Annotated in this window: 11 protein-coding genes; 9 read left to right on the top strand and 2 right to left on the bottom strand. The window is 65.6% G+C overall.

The window, feature by feature from the left end:
* Nucleotides 1-22 precede the first annotated feature (22 nt).
* The gene (locus AAFF27_22775) at nt 23-3,283 is read left to right on the top strand and encodes an efflux RND transporter permease subunit (GenBank protein ID XAH22786.1); all 3,261 of its coding nucleotides are present in this window, start codon (nt 23-25) and stop codon (nt 3,281-3,283) included.
* Between the two features lie 16 nt (nt 3,284-3,299).
* Nucleotides 3,300-4,745: an efflux transporter outer membrane subunit gene (locus AAFF27_22770; protein XAH22785.1), complete on the top strand. Its 1,446-nt coding sequence runs from the start codon at nt 3,300-3,302 to the stop codon at nt 4,743-4,745.
* A 95-nt stretch (nt 4,746-4,840) separates the two neighbouring features.
* Here the strand turns inward: AAFF27_22770 and AAFF27_22765 are convergent, their stop codons facing one another.
* Entirely contained in the window at nt 4,841-6,208 is a 1,368-nt protein-coding gene (locus tag AAFF27_22765; GenBank protein ID XAH22784.1) for a TolC family protein, read from the bottom strand.
* 75 nt (nt 6,209-6,283) lie between these two features.
* On the opposite strand from AAFF27_22765, the gene AAFF27_22760 reads away from it, so the two are divergent.
* From AAFF27_22760 to AAFF27_22735, 6 genes are all read left to right on the top strand, one after another.
* Complete coding sequence (locus AAFF27_22760; protein ID XAH22783.1) at nt 6,284-6,826, top strand: TetR/AcrR family transcriptional regulator; 543 nt, start codon at nt 6,284-6,286, stop codon at nt 6,824-6,826.
* Nucleotides 6,827-6,851: 25 nt separating this feature from the next.
* Nucleotides 6,852-8,033, top strand: coding sequence for an efflux RND transporter periplasmic adaptor subunit (locus AAFF27_22755; GenBank protein ID XAH22782.1), 1,182 nt, complete (start codon nt 6,852-6,854; stop codon nt 8,031-8,033).
* Nucleotides 8,030-11,131, top strand: coding sequence for an efflux RND transporter permease subunit (locus tag AAFF27_22750; GenBank protein XAH22781.1), 3,102 nt, complete (start codon nt 8,030-8,032; stop codon nt 11,129-11,131). Before AAFF27_22755 ends, AAFF27_22750 begins: the two co-directional genes overlap by 4 nt.
* Before the next feature lie 132 nt (nt 11,132-11,263).
* Nucleotides 11,264-12,133 (top strand): MipA/OmpV family protein, encoded by an 870-nt coding sequence (locus AAFF27_22745; GenBank protein ID XAH22780.1) that lies wholly within the window; start codon nt 11,264-11,266, stop codon nt 12,131-12,133.
* Nucleotides 12,134-12,319: 186 nt separating this feature from the next.
* On the top strand, nt 12,320-13,750 hold the full coding sequence (locus AAFF27_22740; protein XAH22779.1) for a C13 family peptidase: 1,431 nt from the start codon (nt 12,320-12,322) through the stop codon (nt 13,748-13,750).
* A 166-nt stretch (nt 13,751-13,916) separates the two neighbouring features.
* Complete coding sequence (locus AAFF27_22735) at nt 13,917-16,436, top strand: FtsX-like permease family protein (protein ID XAH22778.1); 2,520 nt, start codon at nt 13,917-13,919, stop codon at nt 16,434-16,436.
* A 53-nt stretch (nt 16,437-16,489) separates the two neighbouring features.
* Here AAFF27_22735 and AAFF27_22730 read toward each other — a convergent pair whose 3' ends face one another.
* Entirely contained in the window at nt 16,490-16,990 is a 501-nt protein-coding gene (locus AAFF27_22730; protein ID XAH22777.1) for an Lrp/AsnC family transcriptional regulator, read from the bottom strand.
* Nucleotides 16,991-17,112: 122 nt separating this feature from the next.
* On the opposite strand from AAFF27_22730, the gene glmS reads away from it, so the two are divergent.
* A complete protein-coding gene (glmS, locus tag AAFF27_22725; GenBank protein XAH22776.1) occupies nt 17,113-19,044 on the top strand; it encodes a glutamine--fructose-6-phosphate transaminase (isomerizing) in 1,932 nt (643 codons plus the stop codon).
* Nucleotide 19,045 lies beyond the last annotated feature (1 nt).

The raw sequence follows: 19,045 nt of genomic DNA, 5'->3' as shown, positions 1-19,045 counted from the left end.
TCGCTGAAGAAGAAAGCTCCCCGTGAATCTATCGAAATTCTTTATTGACCGGCCGATCTTCGCCGGCGTGCTGTCGGTGCTGATGGTGATCGCCGGCCTGATCGCGCTGCGCGGCCTGCCGGTGTCCGAGTACCCCGAGGTGTCGCCGCCTTCGGTGGTGGTGCGCGCCACCTACCCCGGCGCCAACCCCAAGGTGATCGCCGAGACGGTGGCCACACCGATCGAAGAGCAGATCAACGGTGTCGAAGGCATGCTCTACATGGGCAGCCAGGCCACCACCGACGGCGTGATGACGCTGACCGTGACCTTCAAGCTGGGCACCGACCCGGACAAGGCGCAGCAACTGGTGCAGAACCGTGTCTCGCAGGCCGAGCCGCGCCTGCCGGAGGAGGTGCGCCGCCTGGGCATCACCACCGTCAAGAGCGCGCCCGACCTGACCATGGTGGTGCACATGGTCTCGCCCAACAACCGCTACGACATCAACTACCTGCGCAACTACGCAGTGTTGAACGTGAAGGACCGGCTGGCGCGCATCCAGGGCGTGGGCCAAGTGCAGATCTTTGGCGGTGGCGACTACTCCATGCGCGTCTGGCTGGACCCGCAGAAGGTGGCGCAGCGCGGCCTGTCGGCCAGCGACGTGGTGGCGGCCATCCGTGGCCAGAACGTGCAGGCCGCGGCCGGCGTGGTCGGCGCATCGCCCGGCCAGTCGGGCGTGGACATGCAACTGTCCATCAACGCGCAAGGGCGCCTGCAGAGCGAAGAAGAGTTTGGCGACATCATCGTCAAGACCGGCAGCGACGGTGCGGTGACGCGCCTGCGCGACATCGCCCGGCTGGAGCTGGGTGCGGCCGATTACTCGCTGCGCTCGCTGCTCAACAACGACCAGGCCGTGGGCATGGGCATATTCCAGGCGCCAGGCTCCAATGCGCTCGACATCTCGGCCAACGTGCGTGCCACCATGGACGAGATCCAGAAGAACATGCCTGAGGGCGTGGAATACCGCATCGCCTATGACCCGACGCAGTTCGTGCGCGCATCGATCGAATCGGTGATCCACACGCTGCTGGAAGCCATCCTGCTGGTGGTGCTGGTCGTGATCCTGTTCCTGCAGACCTGGCGCGCCTCCATCATTCCGCTGCTGGCCGTGCCGGTGTCGGTGATCGGCACCTTTGCCGTGCTGCATGTGCTGGGCTTCTCGATCAATGCACTGAGCCTGTTCGGGCTGGTGCTGGCCATCGGCATCGTGGTGGATGACGCCATCGTGGTGGTGGAGAACGTCGAGCGCAATATCGAAGCCGGGCTGAACCCGCGCGAGGCCACCTACCGCGCCATGCGCGAGGTGTCGGGGCCCATCATCGCGATTGCGCTGGTGCTGGTGGCGGTGTTCGTGCCGCTGGCCTTCATCAGCGGGCTGACCGGCCAGTTCTACAAGCAGTTTGCGGTGACCATCGCGATCTCGACCGTGATCTCGGCCATCAACTCGCTCACGCTTGCACCGGCGCTGACCGCGCTGCTGCTCAAGGGCCACGACGAGCCCAAGGACGCGCTCACGCGCGGCATGGACCGCGCCTTTGGCTGGCTGTTCCGTGGCTTCAACAAGGGCTTCCACCGTGGCTCCGAGGCCTATAGCGGCGGCGTGCGCCGCGTCATCGGACGCAAGGCGCTGATGATGGTGATCTACCTGGCGCTGGCCGCGGCCACCTTTGGCCTGTTCAAGGCAGTGCCCGGCGGCTTCGTGCCGGCACAAGACAAGCAGTACCTGATCGGCTTTGCCCAGCTGCCCGACGGCGCCACGCTGGACCGCACCGAGGAAGTGGTCCACCGCATGGGCGAGCTGATGAAGCAAAACCCCAACGTGGAAGACACGCTCGCCTTCCCGGGCCTGTCGATCAACGGCTTTACCAACAGCTCCAACTCCGGCATCGTGTTTGCCACGCTCAAGCCCTTCGCTGAGCGCAAGCGCGCCGACCAGAGCGGCGGCGCCGTGGCGGGCCAGTTGAACCAGGCCTTTGCCGGCATCCAGGATGCGTTCATCGTCATGTTCCCGCCGCCGCCGGTGGCGGGCCTGGGCACCACGGGCGGCTTCAAGCTGCAACTGGAAGACCGCGCCTCGCTCGGCTACGACCAGATGGACGCTGCGGTGAAGGCCTTCATGGCCAAGGCCTACCAGACGCCTGAGCTGGCCGGCATGTTCACCAGCTGGCAGGTCAACGTGCCGCAGCTGTATGCCGACATCGACCGCACCAAGGCGCGCCAACTGGGCGTGCCGGTGACGGACATCTTCGACACCATGCAGATCTACCTGGGCAGCCTGTACGCCAACGACTTCAACAAGTTTGGCCGTACCTACAGCGTGCGCGTGCAGGCCGATGCGCCCTACCGCGCACGGGCCGAGGACGTGGGCCTGCTCAAGGTGCGCTCGATCACGGGCGAGATGGTGCCGTTGTCGGCGCTGATGAAGGTGGAGCCCAGCTTTGGCCCCGAGCGCGCCATGCGCTACAACGGCTACCTGGCCGCCGACATCAACGGCGGCCCGGCGCCGGGCTTCTCGTCGGGCCAGGCACGCCTGGCCATCGAGCGCATCGCCAAGGAGACGCTGCCGCAGGGCATCAGCTTCGAGTGGACCGAGCTGACCTACCAGGAGATCCTGGCCGGCAACTCTGCGCTGCTGGTGTTCCCGCTGGCAATCCTGCTGGTGTTCCTGGTGCTGGCGGCGCAATACGAGAGCCTGACCCTGCCGCTGGCCATCGTGCTGATCGTGCCCATGGGCATCCTGGCGGCCATGACGGGCGTGTGGCTCTCGGGCGGTGACAACAACGTGTTCACCCAGATCGGGTTGATCGTGCTGGTGGGGCTAAGCGCAAAGAACGCGATCCTGATCGTTGAATTTGCGCGCGAGCTGGAGTTTGCCGGGCGCACGCCGATCCAGGCCGCGATCGAGGCCAGCCGCCTGCGCTTGCGCCCGATCCTGATGACCTCGCTGGCCTTCGTCATGGGCGTGCTGCCCCTGGTGCTGTCCACCGGCGCCGGTGCAGAAATGCGCCAGGCCATGGGCATTGCCGTCTTCTCCGGAATGATCGGCGTCACCGCCTTCGGCCTGTTCCTGACGCCGGTGTTCTACGTGCTGCTGCGCCGCCTGGCTGGCAACCGCCCGCTCAAGCTGCATGGCACCGTGCCGCATATCGAAGAGGCCTTTGTCTCGGCCGACCATCCCGTCGCCGGTGGCCACGGTGCAGGCGGCCTGCAGCCCCAGCCCGCCGCGCCGCGCGGCCTCCATGAATAAGAAGAAAGGCTTGGTCATGAATACGCAATTGCAAGTCTTCCATCCCCTGCGCGCCGCGCTGGTGCCGCTGCTGGCGGCCCTGGTGCTGGCCGGTTGCGCCAGCACACCGGCGGTGGATACCGCCAAGCTGGTGCCCACGCCCGCGCAGTTCAAAGAGCAAACCGATGCGCCCACGCACTGGACCCAGGCCGCCCCGGCCGAGGCCCAGCCGCGCGGCACCTGGTGGCTGGCCTTCCAGGACCCGGTGCTCGATGGCCTGGTGGAACGCGCCGGCGCGCAGAACACCAGCATCCAGGAAGCCGCCGCGCGCCTGGCCCAGGCCCGCGCACTGGTGCGCAGCGCCAATGCCGACCGCCTGCCGCAGCTTGGCCTGAGCGGCGGCGCGGTGCGCCAGGCCGGTGCCAACACCGCCAACGGCAGCACCCCGGCCACGATCACCACGGCCGGCGCCAACCTGTCCTATGAGGTCGACCTGTTCGGCCGCCTGGCGCAGGCGCGCGATGCCGCCGCGCTGGACGCCGAGTCGCGCGCCGCGCTGCTGCAAAGCACGCGCCTGCTGGTGCAGGCCGAAACGGCGCAGACCTATCTGTCGCTGCGCGTGCTCGACGCCGAGCGCGCCCTGGTGCGCGAGACGGTCGAGGCCTACCAGGGCACGCTGCGCCTGACCGAGCGCCGCTTCGAGGCGGGCGACGTGGCCGAGCTGGACGTGGTGCGCGTGCGCTCCGAGGCCGCCTCCACCGAGTCCGACGCGCTGGCGCTGGACCGCCGCCGCGCCGAGCTGGAACACGCGCTGGCCGTGCTGCTCGGCCAGCCGGCATCGGACTTTGCCCTGCAAAGCACAGCCTGGAACATTGCACTGCCGATCATCCCCGCCGGCGTGCCCAGCACCGTGCTGGCGCGGCGGCCGGATATCTCTGCCGCGCAAAGCGCGCTGCTGGCGGCGCAGGCGCGCCTGGGCGTGGCGCAGGCCGCCTGGTTCCCGAGCATCTCGCTCACCGCCAGCGGCGGCTATGCCTCGCCCGAGATCGGCGATTTGTTCAAGTGGTCGGCCCGCGCCTGGAGCCTGGGCGCGCTGATGTCGCTGCCGGTGTTCGACGGCGGCCGGCGCGAGGCCGGCATCGAGAGCGCCCGCGCGCAGCTCGACGCCGCCACCGCTGGCTATCGCGGCCAGGTGCTGACCGCTTTCCAAGAAGTGGAAGACCAGCTCTCCGGCCTGCGCCTGCTGGGCGAACAGGCCGAGGTGCTGGACCGCGCCGTGGTCTCTGCCCGCCGCGCCACCGCGCTGTCGGACTCGCGCTACCGCAACGGCTACGTGAACCAGCTCGACCTGCTGGACGCGCGCCGCAGCGAGCTGCGCAACCGCCGTGCGGCGCTGCAGGTGCAGGCGCTGCGCTTCCAGGCCACGGTGGGCCTGGTGCGGGCCTTGGGTGGCGGCTGGGACGCTGCGCCCAAGCAGGGCTGAGGGAGTGCTGCGGTCGGGTCTTTGAGCTATCCCGGCTTTGCTTGCCTTGCAGGCGGCGAGTGCCGGGAGCTCGCTCTGGCGTTGGGGGCTTAGCGCTAGACACTTCCCGCAAAAGCGCGGCGCACTGCGACTGCGGCATCCCACTGAGCCCCAGTGCCCTGCAAAAGCGCATCCCGGCTCTTGATGGCGAGTCTCTGGGTATCCAGCAGGGTATTGATGTCCACCAAGCCGGCATCGAACATTCGCAGACTTTGCCCTGCGGCACGATCGTGGGCCTTCTCTGCTTGCACCAATGAGGCAGAGCTTTCCCGTGCGCTCAGAAACTGTTTGACGGCCACGTCCGCGTCGGCGAGTGCCGAGAGCATCGCTTTCTCATACGCAGCCATGGACTCCTGCGCCCGCGCTTCATGCACAGCGATGTTGGAACGGATACGGCCACCATCAAAGATAGGCATGGACAGGGAAATGCCATAGCCGATAGCGATGACCGGAGATGCAGTGGTGCCTTGCGCTGCGAGCCGCTCCTTGCGGCCACTCCAGTCGAGCTGGATTCGAGGATAGATATCTCGCTTGGCCATGCCCAGCCGAGCAGCCGCAGCCTCTACCGCAAATGCCTGACGCTGCACATCGGGACGGCGCTCCAACAGGTCCATGGAGATAAGAGCTGGCGCCTCCATCACAGGCACTGAGGCCGCGGCGGCAAACGTGACGCCTGAGGGCAAATCATTGGCACCGAGCAGCAATGCCAATTGCCGCTGTTTCACCTGGCGCAGCCCTGCCAGCTGTCGCAAAGCGGCTTGTTCCTGCGCATGCGCGCCACGCAGACGATCCACATCGATCTCGGTGGATTGCCCGGCATCAAACCGGCGCTGCGCCACCACGATCTGCCGCTCCAGGATATCCAGGGCCTGCGCAGCAGCAGCTTCTCGCTGCAATGAGATGCTGATGTCGAAGTATTCCGTGGCTACCTCAGCTGCGATCGCGATCCTTGCGGCTTTTTGGGCTAGCTCAACTGCGGCGGCGTCCCCCTGGGCGGCAGCCCGCCCAAGGGCCTTCTCACCCAGGTAGTCCACTTCCCAGCTTGCACGGAATCCCGTGTACGCCAAATCAGCTTTCTGGTCTGCGCTGGATTCGCGGCCGCGACTCCCGCCCGCGGACATGCCGATCTGTGGGAGTCGTTCCGCGTTGGCACCGTCCACAAGCGCGCGAGCCTGCGCTACGCGGGCTGTTGCAACGCGCAGATCCTGATTTGCATTCAACGCTGCCTCCACCAACACGTCGAGCTCAGGGCTATCAAAAGTCCGCCACCAAGGATCGTCGTCAATCGGACTTAGGGCCGCGACAGCCTGGGCGCCGCCCGTCGAGACAGGTAACGGGTGCGACGGAGGAGAGAACGCGCTGCATCCCGCCAGAAGGGAAAGTGCCAGCGCAACCGAGCAGGACGTTTTCAGAGGTTTGGACATGGTGCTCTATTCATTGATGTTTGGCAGATGTGAACTATACTGTCCGTACAGTACACACTCAAGGAGCGCCGCTTCATGTCACTTCCTCAACCGCGCACAAACGCCAAAGAACGCCTGATCGAGGCCGCCATGGAGATCATTTCGGCCCAAGGCGTCCAAGAATTGACGCTGGAGGGCGTCGCCGCAATCGCCGGTGTCACCAAAGGCGGATTGATCTATCACTTCAAGACCAAGGACGAACTCTTGGGCGCGCTGGTGACGCACATGCTCGAGCAGCACAAGCTTCGCACTGCGCACGTCGGCCATGCCGCCAAAAGCCTTCTGAATGCCTGGGTCGATGAGGCTTTGGATATGTCTCCCACTGAAAAGCAGTTGCGAGCGAATCTGCTTACGGCGGCGGCCAACCATCCGCACCTGGTAGGCCCGGTTCGCGAGCAGTACGAGCGTGGCTATCGCGACATACAGAAACTGGCTTCCAACGAAGGACTGGCCCTCGTCATCGCCGTCGCCACAGACGGCATTGCCTTGGTTGAGATGCTGAACCTGTGTCAGTTCACTCCGGCACAACGCACAGCTATGCGTTCAGCACTGGCAGCGCTGGTGCAGCAGATCGACTGATTCACGCGCATCGGAGCATTTCGTCATGTCATCGAATATCTGCAAGGCTGCGCTCGCCCTGCTCACGACAGTCATCGCGGGCTGTCACCAGCCACCGGCCGGCCACAAGGTGGCGGCCATCGCCATCATGGCCGGCCTTCTCGGTGGTTGCTCACAACCAACTGCACCTACGGCGTCCGCACCCAGGCCCGTGAAACTGGAGATCGTCTCTTTCGCGCCCTCTGCCGCCAGCGATTCGTTTGTTGGCACGCTGCGCGCGCGTCAACGTGCCGACCTCGGCTTTGAATCATCGGGACGCATTGCAGCCATGTCCGTGGATGTCGGCGATCGCGTCCGAGCAGGCGACCTGCTCGCGCGATTGGACGAAACCCCCGCCAAATGGCGCCTGGACAAAGCCGAGGCTGATCGTGCCGCCGCCGCTGCCTCCGTGCAAGAGCGCACCACGCAGCTTCAGCAAAACGAGTCACTGGCCAAAGACCACATCATTTCCGCGACTGCGCTGGAATCAATCAGAGCCCAGTATCGCGTTGCAGTGAGCCAACTCCAGGTTGCCGACGCAGCCCTGTCTCAGGCGCGCCGCGACTTGTCTCTATCGCGCATCGTTGCCCCTTTCGACGGGGAAATCGTAGGGCGCGCAGCCGAGCCGCACACCGACGTTGGGGCAAACCAGCCCGTCCTGAAAATCGAAAACCAGAAAGCGCTGGAGCTGGTTGTCATGCTGCCGGAGGACATCGCCAATCGCATTGCTCCGGGGCAGCGTGGGAGCGCCATGACGGGAGGGCCTCCTCTCGGGCAGCAGAAACTTGCCCTGACACTGGAACGCATTTCGAACCGCAGCGAGAACGGCTCGCTGCTCCAGGCCATTTTCAGAGTCAATGGGAAAACGGACGGCCTGAAAAGCGGAAGCGTCGTTTCTGTGACCTTGCCCGGGGATGCACATGAGCAACTGTCAGTGCCAGCGAGCGCGCTTCTTCCTTCTGACAATAAGGGGCAGGGAACAGTATTCGTTCTAGATCCCGCAAAGAACAAAGTGGCGCGCAGGCAAGTGCGCTACGAAGACGAACTGCTGCCTGAGGGCCGCGTCGCTGTGGCGTTCGGATTGTCGGAGGGGGAGCGTGTCGTGGTGGCGGGCGCAGCGTTCCTCACCGAGGGTGAAGCCGCAATAGAGTACCGCCCCACCACGCTGTTGCGGAGCCAACAGCCATGAAGCTCACCGAGTCTGCGCTGCGCTCCAGCCGACTGACCTTTTTCGTGACGGCGCTTGTGCTCGTTGCAGGATTGTTCGCATTCCTTCGCTTCCCCTCAGAGGAGGAGCCCTCCGTCACGATCCGCGAGGCCCTGATCTACGTGGCCAATCCAGGCCTTCCAGTCGAGCGCATGGAGCAACTGGTGGTCAGGCCGGTGGAAGAACGCTTGCGCCAGTTGCCCGAAATCAAACACATCGTGAGCACAGTGCGCACCGGCAGTGCCTTCTTGCAGGTGACGGTTCACGAGCGCTACTACAACCTGCCGGAGATATGGCAGAAGGTGCGCAACAAAGTGAACGAGGTGTCGCCGCAGTTCCCTGCCGGCACGTTGCCCTATTCGATGAACGATGACTTTGGCCGAGTCGCCGTGGCATCCATCGCGGTGACTGCGCCGGGCTACACCATGAGCGAATTGCGCGAACCTCTCAAGCAATTGCGCGACCGGCTGTACGAGCTTCCGGGTGTTCAGGGCATCGGTTTCCACGGGCTCCAGGACGATCGGATCTATATCGAATTTGACCGTGAACGACTGGCAGGTCTGGGTCTCGGCGTTCCTTCCGTGATACAGCAACTTCAGCAGCAGAATGTGGTGGCCTCAGGAGGCCAGGTGGTTCTTGGCGGCATCAACAGCGCGCTCGTGGCATCCGGTGAGATAGCGTCAGTTCAGGCGCTTCGTGATTTCCTGATCAAGATTCCGTCACCTCAGAGCCGCGACGGCAATACCACGCGCCTGAGCGACATCGCACGGATTCAAGTCCTCCCCGCAGATCCGCCTGAGTCTGCAGCGTTCTACCGAGGCGACCCCGCGGTGGTGCTCAGCGTATCTATGCGTGAGGGCCAAAACATCCAGGCGTTTGGCCGCGCTCTCAAGAAGCGGGTGAATGAGCTGCAGCAACTTCTGCCCGCAGGTTTTTCTCTGAACTATGTGACGTTCCAGGCCGATGTGGTGGAGCGTGAGATGGGCAAGATGAATCACGTGATGGGGGAGACGGTAGTCATCGTCATGACCGTTGTCGTGCTGTTTCTCGGCTGGCGCGCAGGCGTGATCGTCGGCAGTATTGTTCCGCTCACGATTCTCGGGACGCTGCTGGCGATGCAGGCGCTGGGCATCGCATTGCACAGTGTGTCCATGGCGGCCATCATCATCGCCCTGGGTTTGCTGGTCGACAACGGCATCGTGATCGCCGAGGACATTGAACGCAGACTGATGTCCGGGGAGAACCGCCGCGATGCCTGCATCAATGCCGGCAGAACACTGGCGATTCCGCTGCTGACCTCCTCGCTTGTCATCATTTTTGCCTTCTCTCCATTCTTCTTTGGCAACACGTCGATCAACGAGTACCTGCGGCCCCTTGTCGTCGTGCTTGCGCTGGCGCTACTGGGCTCCTGGTTGCTGTGCCTGACGGTCACGCCCCTGTTGTGCTACTACTTTCTGAAGCCGTCGCATCATGCGGCGTCGGAGCCTGCGAGGGAGACGCGCTTCTATCAGGTGTACCGGCGTGCCATTGGGTGGGTGCTGGATCACAAGCCGCTCTTCCTTGCCGCCATGGGCGCATTGCTGATGGGCGCGCTGTTGCTGCTGGGCTCCGTGCCCGCGGGCTTTCTACCAAAATCCGACCGGCCGCAGTACCAGATATCGGTCGAACTTCCGCCCGGCAGTGACTCCCGCGCCATGCAGGAAAAGGTACGGGCCATCAGCCGCTGGCTTGACGATTCGAAGGTCAACCCGGACGTCAATGCCAGCATTGGCTACGTGGCAGACGGCGGACCACGCATCATCCTGGGCCTCAATCCCCCGCTGTCCGCTCCGCATATAGGCTATTTCACGGTTGGAGTTGTGAACAAGGATGCGGTGGGGCCCTCAATTGCGCGCACCCAGGCCTATCTGGCCGAAGTGCACCCCGAGGTTCGTGCGGATGTGAGCCGGTTCTCTCTCGGCTCTACCGATTCAGGCACTGTTGCGTACCGAATTTCCGGCCCCGATGAGCAGGTGCTGCAGCGGATTGGCGAGCAACTGAAGCAAGCGCTTCGCAGCATCCCGGACGTGGCCGCCGTCCGTGATGACTGGGGAACGCGCGTCACACGCATTGACCTGGCAATCGATCAGGCAAAGGCACGCAAGCTGGGCATCACGAGCGAGGACGTGGCCACATCACTCTCCACTCGGTTCACCGGAGTCGACGTATCCATGCTGCGTGATGGCGACACTCTGGTGCCCTTGATCGTGCGTGGCTCGCTTGAGGAGCGCCGGCATCCCGAAGACCTCGCCAATACGTTGGTGTACCCGAGCTCAGGAGGTGCGCCCGTCCCCTTGTCTGCAATGGCTCGCATCTCATTGGAGTCTGAGCCATCCGTCATAAAGCGGCGCGATCTTTCGCGCACGCTGACGGTGCAAGGACGCAGTGAAAAAGAAACTGCGCAACAGGTCGTGGACCGTATGGCGCCCGCCGTGGCAAGACTGGATGTGCCGGCGGCCTACCGCATCGAACTCGGTGCGGAAATCGAGGATGCCGCCGAGGCCAATACGGCGCTGAGTCAGTACATGCCACACGCAGCTATTGCCATGCTGATCCTCTTCATCTGGCAGTTCGGTTCGTTTCGAAAACTGATGCTGGTTCTGGCCATCATCCCCTTCGCATTGATCGGCGTGGGGCCTGCACTCAAGATCGCGGGCGAGCCGCTGGGCTTCATGGCCAACTTCGGACTGCTCTCCCTGGCCGGCATCATTGTGAACAACGCGGTCCTGCTGCTGGAGCGCATCGAGGCCGAATTGCATGCAGGACGAACCTCGCGCGAAGCGATAGTCACCTCCGCCGTGCAGCGGCTGCGCCCCATCGTGATGACCAAGCTGACCTGTGTCGCCGGTCTGGTCCCACTGCTGCTGTTTGGCGGGCCTCTGTGGTCGGGGATGGCGGTCACCATCATCGGTGGGCTTGCGCTGGGCACGCTCGTCACGCTGGGCATGGTGCCGGTGCTGTATGAGCTGCTCTTCGACAGCAGGCTGTCTCGTTGGCTGGCGCGCTGGCAAGGCCCCTCCACCGTGCCCGCTCCTGCGTAAGCCCCCCACAACGGCCCTATCCGCTGTCGCTGATCGCGCACATCTGACGCCGCGCCATGGCGCGCGACAGATGCTGGGCTGGCGGCGACTCCATCTATCTCATTTTCTCTGTAGAAACCCAAGGAAACGTCCATGTCCCCTCTCTTTCCCGCATTTTCCGGCCTTGCCAATAAGCCTTTGCAAAGGCGCCTGCGGGCCTTCATCGTGCCCACGGCAGTGGGCTGCGCGCTTCTCACGGCGGTGCAAGCCCAGGCTCAAGAAAGCACCAAGGCTGAAAGCCCCAGCGTGTTCGGCGATCAGACAAGCGTCACGCTGGGCTTGGGCGTGAGGGCCGGCCCCCGATACATGGGCAGCAAGGACTCAGTCGCCATGCCGGTCCCCGTGGTCAGCATATCGCGTGGCATTTTCTTCGCAGACAGCATGCGCGGCCTAGGCGCGGAGTATTCGAGCGACTCGGGCCTGTATGTCAGCACGGCATTGAACTACGACTTCGGCCGCGCAGAAAAAGACAGCGATTGGCGCCCCGGCTCCGACAAGCTCAGGGGCATGGGTGCCGTCAAGGGTGCAGCCACCGCCAACCTGTTGGTGGCGCAGCAGATCGTGCCCTGGCTGTCCGTCAACGCTGAAGCCGTGATCCGCCTCGCAGACGCGCAGGAGCGCGGCAATCGGTACCGCCTTGGCCTTACGGGGACGGTGCTGCAGAACCAAAGCGACGTTGTGACGTTGGGCGCAAACGTCCATGCGGGCGACCGCCGCTACAACCAAACCTACTTCGGTGTGACCCAGGCACAAAGTGCACGCACTGCGTTTTCCCCGTTCCAGGCAGACGCGGGCGTTTACGGGTACTCACTGACGGCCGACTGGAAGCACGATTTCGACAAGCATTGGTCGATGTACATGGCCGTGAGCGTCATGGAGTTGGGAGAAAAGGCCAAGAACAGCCCGCTGGTAAGCGAGAAGACCGGTGTCACAGCCTTGGCCGCAGTGGGCTACAAATTCTGACCGTCATCCAGACCGCGTTCTGTGCTGACACGTGGCAGCACAGGCGGCCGCCATCGAACCGGGTGCATGGGTTATCCAAGAGTGCGCCAATAGTCCCAATGCAGAACGGCGGCAGGCACTTCTAGCGAGAGATGCCGCCGTGGGGGAAATCGCGCGATTCCCTGGGCGCAATGGCATCATCATCCGATGACCGACGCCAGCCTCTCCCTCGACACCCAACAGCCAGCGACCACCCATGCGCCGACCTGGCGCTGGCTGCTGGAGGGCCTGCGCGCAGGCTTTTTCCTGCGGCCGCGCATGGCGGGCCGTGCACCGCGGCCCTTGCAGGTGCTGCTGCTGTCCGTGTCGTTCGAGCTGCTGGTGCTGGGCCTGACGTGGCTGTGGATCGTCGGGCCGGCGGCGTTTTCGGGCCGTGTCTGGCTGGCGTCGTGGTGGATGGTGGCGCCGCTGCTCTGGGTGTCCTGGTGGGCACTGTCCCTGGGCCGTGGCGATGGCGGCGGGCCACGCCTTCAAGGCCTGGGCAGTTGGTACACGCTGACCGTGGGCGCTGCGGTGCCGGCGCAGGCCGCGTTTGTGGCGCTGGGGGCACTGAGCGTTCACGGCTGGCTTCTGCCGCAGGCCACGGGCTTTGTGGCCACGGCGCTGTGGGCCTTGCAGTGGGGTTTGGTGCTGTGGCACCTCGCCGTGATGGTCGTGTTGATGGCCCGCTTTGCGCGGCGTGTCGTGCCGACGGTGATCTACACGGCAGTGCTGGTCGGCGTGTTTGCCGTGTCGATGTTGTACATGGATCTGCAGACCTGGCGCCCGCGTGTCGATAGCGCCGCGAGCGCGCCCGTGCTGAACCTGTCGCAGGAAGGCATAGAGCGCCAGCAAGCGGTCTGGCAGGACGCGGTGCAGGCCCTGGCGCCCGAGCGCCCGGGCACGGTCGATGTATACGGCCTGGTGTTTGCGCCCTATGCGGCAGAAGACGTGTTTCGCCGCGAAAGCGGCATGGTGGCCGAGGTGCTGCGCCAGCGCTTCGATGCCGAAGGCCGCGTGCTGCAATTGCTGAACCACGCCGAGACCAATGACGAGCTGCCCTGGGCCACGTCGCTGAACCTGGAGCGCGGCCTGCAGGCGCTGGCCGCGCGCATGGACCGCGAGCAAGACCTGCTGGTGGTCTACCTGACGTCGCACGGCGGCGGCGACTTCCACCTGGCGGCCAACCACTGGCCGCTGCAGGTGCAGCCAATCACGCCGCAACTGCTGCGCGCCGCGCTGGACCGGGTTGGCATCCGCAACCGCGTGATCGCCGTATCGGCCTGCTACTCGGGCGGCTGGGTGGCGCCGCTGGCCACGCCCACCAGCCTGGTGATGACTGCCGCCGATGAGACGCACACCTCTTACGGCTGCGGCCACAAGTCGCCGTTGACCTTCTTTGGGCGCGCGCTGTTTGACGAAGAGCTGCGCAAGACGCACGACTTCCGCCAGGCCTTTGCCAATGCCGTGCCGGTGATCCAGCAGCGCGAAGAAGAAGCCGGCAAGGACGACGGCTTCTCCAACCCGCAGATCAGCGTGGGCGAAGACATCGCGCCAGTGCTGGAGGCCTTGCGCCTGCGGCTGGAGGCGAAGAGTTAGCCCAAGTCGATGCTATTGATTAAATAGCTGCATGCCGGTGTATATCCTGAAGTTCAGGTAGTTTTATGTCTGAAATCGTTATTTCACCTGGGCATGGTGCTATCTATTTTAAAAAACGATGTCCCCACACCACCGCCACCCGCCCCACATCAGCTAAGGTCCCGCCATGAACACATCCTTCCTCGCCATCGGCTGGCGCTCGCTGCGCCGCGACCTGCGCGCTGGCGAGCTGCGGCTGCTGATCGTGGCCGTGACGCTGGCCGTGGCGGCGCTGACCTCGGTCGGCTTTTTCTCCAACCGGCTGCAGGGCAGCCTGGAGCGCGACGCGCGCCAGTTGATGGGCGGCGACCTGGTGGTGGTCAGCGACAACCCCACGCCCGCCGCCTTTGCCGAACACGCACGCGCGCTTGGCCTGCAAACCAGCACCACCGTCGGCTTTCCCACCATGGGCCGCGCGCCCGACGCCCAAGGCGGCGCCAGCCGGTTGGTGGCGCTGAAGGCGGTAGACGTGGCCTACCCACTGCGCGGCAGCCTGCGCGTGGCGGCCGCGCCCGGCGCACCGGATGAAGCCACGCGCACCGTGCCCGCACCGGGCGAAGCCTGGGTCGATGCCGCGCTGCTGGAATCGCTCGAGCTGCGCATGGGCGACCCCTTGCTGCTGGGCGACACGCAGCTGCGCATTGCGCGCATCCTCACCATCGAGCCCGACCGTGGCGCCGGCTTCTTGACCTTTGCGCCGCGCGTGATGATGAACGCGGCCGATCTGCCCGCCACCGGCCTGGTGCAGCCCGCCAGCCGCCTGACCTACCGCTTTGCCGTGGCCGGCGCCGATGCGCCGGTAAAGGCTTTTTCCACCTGGGCCGAGGCAGCGGCCAAGCAGCCCGATGTGCACGGCCTGCGCGTGGAAACGCTGGAGTCCGGCCAGCCGCAGATGCGCCAGACGCTGAACCGGGCCGAGCAATTCCTCAACCTGGTGTCGCTGCTGGCCGCGCTGCTGTCGGCCGTGGCCGTGGCGCTGGCCGCGCGCGGTTTTGCCGCGCGCCACCTGAACGACTGCGCCATGCTGCGTGTGCTGGGCCAAAGCCAGCGCACCATCGCGCGCGCCTACACACTCGAATTTGTGCTGGTCGGCCTGTTTGCCAGCGCGCTGGGCGTGTTGATCGGCTATGCCGTGCACTACGTGTTCGTGGCGCTGCTGGCCGGCCTGGTGGAAACCGCGCTGCCGCAGCCCGGCCTGTGGCCGGTGGGCTTTGGTTTTGGCGTGGGCCTGACGCTGCTGCTGGCCTTTGGCCTGCCGCCGGTGCTGCAACTGGCGCAGGTGCCGCCGCTGCGGGTAATACGGCGCGACGTGGGCGGGCTACGGCCGGCATCCGCTGGCGTGTTGGTGCTGGGCGTGGCCGGCTTTGCCGCGCTGCTGCTGGCGGCCAGCCGCGACCTGAAACTGGGCCTGATCGCCGTCGGCGGTTTTGCCGGCGCGGTGCTGCTGTTTGCGGTGCTGGGCTGGGTCGCAGTCAAGCTGTTGCGCCGCGCGGTGAACGAGCAGACCGCGCCGCGCTGGCTGGTGCTGGCCACGCGCCAGATATCGGCACGGCCGGCCTATACCGTGGTGCAGATCAGCGCGCTGGCCGTGGGCATGCTGGCGCTGGTGCTGCTGGTGCTGCTGCGCACCGACCTGATCGGCAGCTGGCGCGCCGCCACGCCGCCCGACGCGCCCAACCGCTTCGTCATCAACGTGCAGCCAGACCAGAGTGATGCCTTCCAGCAGGCGCTGCACACGGCCGGCGTGGCGCAGTACGACTGGTACCCCATGATCCGCGGCCGCCTGGTGGCCATCAACGGCAAGGCGGTAGGCCCGACCGACTACAGCGACGACCGCGCTCAGCGCCTGGTGGATCGCGAGTTCAACCTCTCTTACAGCGCCCAGCGCCCGCCGCACAACGACGTGGTGGCCGGTCGCTGGACCGACAACGAGGCCGGCGCCATCAGCCTGGAAGACGGCATCGCCCAAACCCTGGGCCTGAAGCTGGGCGATGCGCTGCGCTTTGACATTGGCGGCACGCTGCAAGACGCAAAAATCACCTCGCTGCGCAAGGTCGATTGGGGCTCGATGCGCGCCAACTTCTTTGCCATGTACCCGGTGGCGCACATGCCGGACCTGCCCGTGACCTTCCTCGCCGCCTACCGCGCGCCGGCCACGCCGGGCTTTGACAACGGCCTGGTGCGCGCCTTCCCCAACATCACCAGCGTGGACATGGGCAGCACCCTGGCGCAGATCCAGCGCGTGCTCGACCAGGTGATACGCGCGGTGGAATTCCTCTTCGCCTTCACGCTGGCGGCCGGCCTGGTGGTGCTGTTTGCCGCCGTTGCCGCCACGCGTGAAGAGCGCGCCAAAGAGTTCGCCATCATGCGTGCCGTAGGCGCCCGCGCCAGCCTGCTGCGCCAGGTGCAGCGCGCAGAACTCGCCGGCGTCGGCCTGCTGGCCGGCTTCCTTGCCAGCGTGGTGGCGGTGGTCGTGGGCTGGGCGTTGGCGCGCTGGGTGTTCGACTTCAGCTGGACCGCATCGCCCCTGGTGCCCGTGGCCGGCGCACTGGCCGGCGCGGTGTTGGCCCTGGCGGCCGGCTGGTGGGGATTGCGCGACGTGCTGCGGCGGCCGGTGGTAGAGACGCTGCGGCAGACGGCGGAGTAGGGCAGTCTGCCGTCAGCGAATGCTCTTATATTGATAGCTAATAGCCCTCGTGGCTATTGGGCTAAAGGCAGTTTTGGCTCAAACTTTGCGCACTTGAGGCTGAAGAAGGCCTTGACGTTGCGCACATGCGCATCGGCGTGGAACAGGCGCTGCGCCAGCGCCAGGTAGTCCGGCATGTCGCGGCTGCGCACCACCAGCACAAAGTCGGGCCCGGGCGAGACGCGGTAGCACTGCTGCACCGCCGCCTCGGCCACGGCGCGGGCCTCGAAGGCGTCAAGGCGCGCGGCGTCCTGGCCGTCCAGCGTAATCTCTACCAGCGCCGTCAGCCCGTGGCCCAGCAGCGGCGCCAGCCGGTCGCTGTCCAGCAAGGCCACCTGGCGCGCGATCAGCCCGGCCTCCACCAGCCGGCGCACCCGGCGCAGGCAGGTCGGCGGCGACACATGGGCGGCCTCGGCCAGCGCCTGGTTGCTGCGCGAGGCATCTTCCTGCAGCAATTCCAGCAGCCGCCAGTCCGTCGCGTCGAGCGTGATTTCGTTCGTTTGTGGAGGTTGCATGAATGAATATTGCCTGCGATGTGAATCGTGAAATCCTAGGTCATATTCGCTTAAGTTTTGTTGATTAATTTTTCTGGGCTGGGCCTAGCATTGGGCCTTCTCCAGTCAACAAGGCCATTGCTATGTGCGGCATCGTCGGCGCAGTCTCCACGCGCAACATCGTTCCCATCCTCGTGCAGGGCCTGCAGCGGCTGGAGTACCGCGGCTATGACTCCTGCGGCGTGGCGGTGTATGACACGGCGGCGGCGCTATCGCCGCAAGGCCCGCTCAAGCGCGCCCGCAGCACGGCCCGCGTGGCCGAGCTGCTGGCCCAGGTCCAGGCCGGCGCGGTGCAGGGCACGACCGGCATCGCCCACACCCGTTGGGCCACGCACGGCGCGCCGGTGGTGCACAACGCCCACCCGCACTTCAGCCATGGCCCGGGCGAGGTCGACGGCGCCTCCGAGCGCCCCGGCCGCATCGCGCTGGTGCACAACGGCATCATCGAAAACCACGACGCGCTGCGCAGCCAACTGGAGGCGCGCGGCTATGTGTTCGCCAGCCAGACCGACACCGAGGTCATCGCCCATCTGATCGACAGCCTGTACGAGGGCGATTTGTTCGAGGCCGTGCAGGCCGCCATCGTGCAGCTGCGCGGCGCCTACGCCATTGCCGTGTTCTGCCGTGACGAGCCGCACCGCGTGGTCGGCGCGCGCGCCGGCTCGCCGCTGATCCTGGGCGTGGGCACGCAGGGCGGCGAGCACTTCCTGGCCAGCGACGCCATGGCCCTGGCTGGCGTGACCGACCAGATCGTCTACCTGGAAGAGGGCGACCTGGTCGACCTGCAACTGGGCAAGTACTGGATCGTGCAGCGCGGCAAGGACGGCGTGCTGCGCCCGGTCGACGCCGCCGCGCGCCCGGTGCGCACCGTGCTGGCCCACAGCGGCGCGGCCGAGCTGGGTCCCTACCGCCACTACATGCAAAAGGAAATCTTCGAGCAGCCGCGCGCCATCGCCGACACGCTCGAAGGCATTGAGGGCATCGTGCCCGAGCTGTTCGACGGCGTGGCCCCGCACGGCGGCGGCTCTGGTGCCAGTGCCTGGCGTGTGTTCAAGGACATCGACCGCGTGCTGATCCTGGCCTGCGGCACCAGCTACTACAGCGGCTGCACCGCCAAGTACTGGCTAGAAGACATCGCCAAGATCCCGACCCAGGTCGAGATCGCCAGCGAATACCGCTACCGCAACTCGGTGCCCGACCCGCGCACGCTGGTCGTCACCATCAGCCAGTCTGGCGAAACCGCCGATACCCTGGCCGCGCTGCAGCACGCGCGCAGCCTGGGCATGGAGCAGACCCTGACCATCTGCAACGTCGCCACCAGCGCCATGGTGCGCGAGTGCAAGCTGGCCTACATCACACGCGCCGGCGTGGAGATTGGCGTGGCCTCCACCAAGGCCTTCACCACCCAGCTCGCCGGCCTGTTTTTGCTCACCCTCACGCTGGCGCAGGTACGCGGCCACTTGGATGCTGAGGCCGAGGCCAAGCACCTCAAAGCCATGCGCCATCTGCCCGCCGCATTGCAGGCCGTGCTGGCACTAGAGCCGCAAATCATCGGCTGGGCCGAAGCCTTCGCCGCCAAGGACCACGCCCTGTTCCTGGGCCGCGGCCTGCACTACCCGATCGCCCTGGAAGGCGCGCTGAAGCTAAAAGAGATCACCTACATCCACGCCGAGGCCTACGCCGCCGGCGAGCTGAAGCACGGCCCCCTGGCCCTGGTCACCAGCGACATGCCCGTGGTCACCGTCGCCCCCAACGACGCGCTGCTGGAAAAGCTCAAAAGCAACCTGCAAGAGGTCCGCGCCCGCGGCGGCGTGCTCTACGTACTGGCCGACGCCGACACCCACATCGAACGCGCCGAAGGCATGCACGTCATCCGCATGCCCGAGCACTACGGCCCCTTGAGCCCGCTGCTGCACGTGGTGCCGCTGCAATTGCTGGCGTATCACACGGCAGTGGCGCGGGGGACCGATGTGGATAAGCCGCGAAATTTGGCGAAGAGTGTGACGGTGGAGTGAG

Source organism: Xylophilus sp. GW821-FHT01B05, assembly GCA_038961845.1.
Taxonomy (GTDB): domain Bacteria; phylum Pseudomonadota; class Gammaproteobacteria; order Burkholderiales; family Burkholderiaceae_C; genus Xylophilus.
This window is presented reverse-complemented; position numbering and strand designations above follow the sequence as displayed.

Excerpts from the sequence above, each read along its gene's own strand:
- AAFF27_22770 (XAH22785.1), top strand. The coding sequence starts at position 3,300 with ATGAATACGCAATTGCAAGTCTTCCATCCCCTGCGCGCCGCGCTGGTG.
- AAFF27_22765 (XAH22784.1), bottom strand. The coding sequence starts at position 6,208 with ATGTCCAAACCTCTGAAAACGTCCTGCTCGGTTGCGCTGGCACTTTCC.
- AAFF27_22760 (XAH22783.1), top strand. The coding sequence starts at position 6,284 with ATGTCACTTCCTCAACCGCGCACAAACGCCAAAGAACGCCTGATCGAG.
- AAFF27_22755 (XAH22782.1), top strand. The coding sequence starts at position 6,852 with ATGTCATCGAATATCTGCAAGGCTGCGCTCGCCCTGCTCACGACAGTC.
- AAFF27_22750 (XAH22781.1), top strand. The coding sequence starts at position 8,030 with ATGAAGCTCACCGAGTCTGCGCTGCGCTCCAGCCGACTGACCTTTTTC.
- AAFF27_22745 (XAH22780.1), top strand. The coding sequence starts at position 11,264 with ATGTCCCCTCTCTTTCCCGCATTTTCCGGCCTTGCCAATAAGCCTTTG.
- AAFF27_22740 (XAH22779.1), top strand. The coding sequence starts at position 12,320 with ATGACCGACGCCAGCCTCTCCCTCGACACCCAACAGCCAGCGACCACC.
- AAFF27_22735 (XAH22778.1), top strand. The coding sequence starts at position 13,917 with ATGAACACATCCTTCCTCGCCATCGGCTGGCGCTCGCTGCGCCGCGAC.
- AAFF27_22730 (XAH22777.1), bottom strand. The coding sequence starts at position 16,990 with ATGCAACCTCCACAAACGAACGAAATCACGCTCGACGCGACGGACTGG.
- glmS (XAH22776.1), top strand. The coding sequence starts at position 17,113 with ATGTGCGGCATCGTCGGCGCAGTCTCCACGCGCAACATCGTTCCCATC.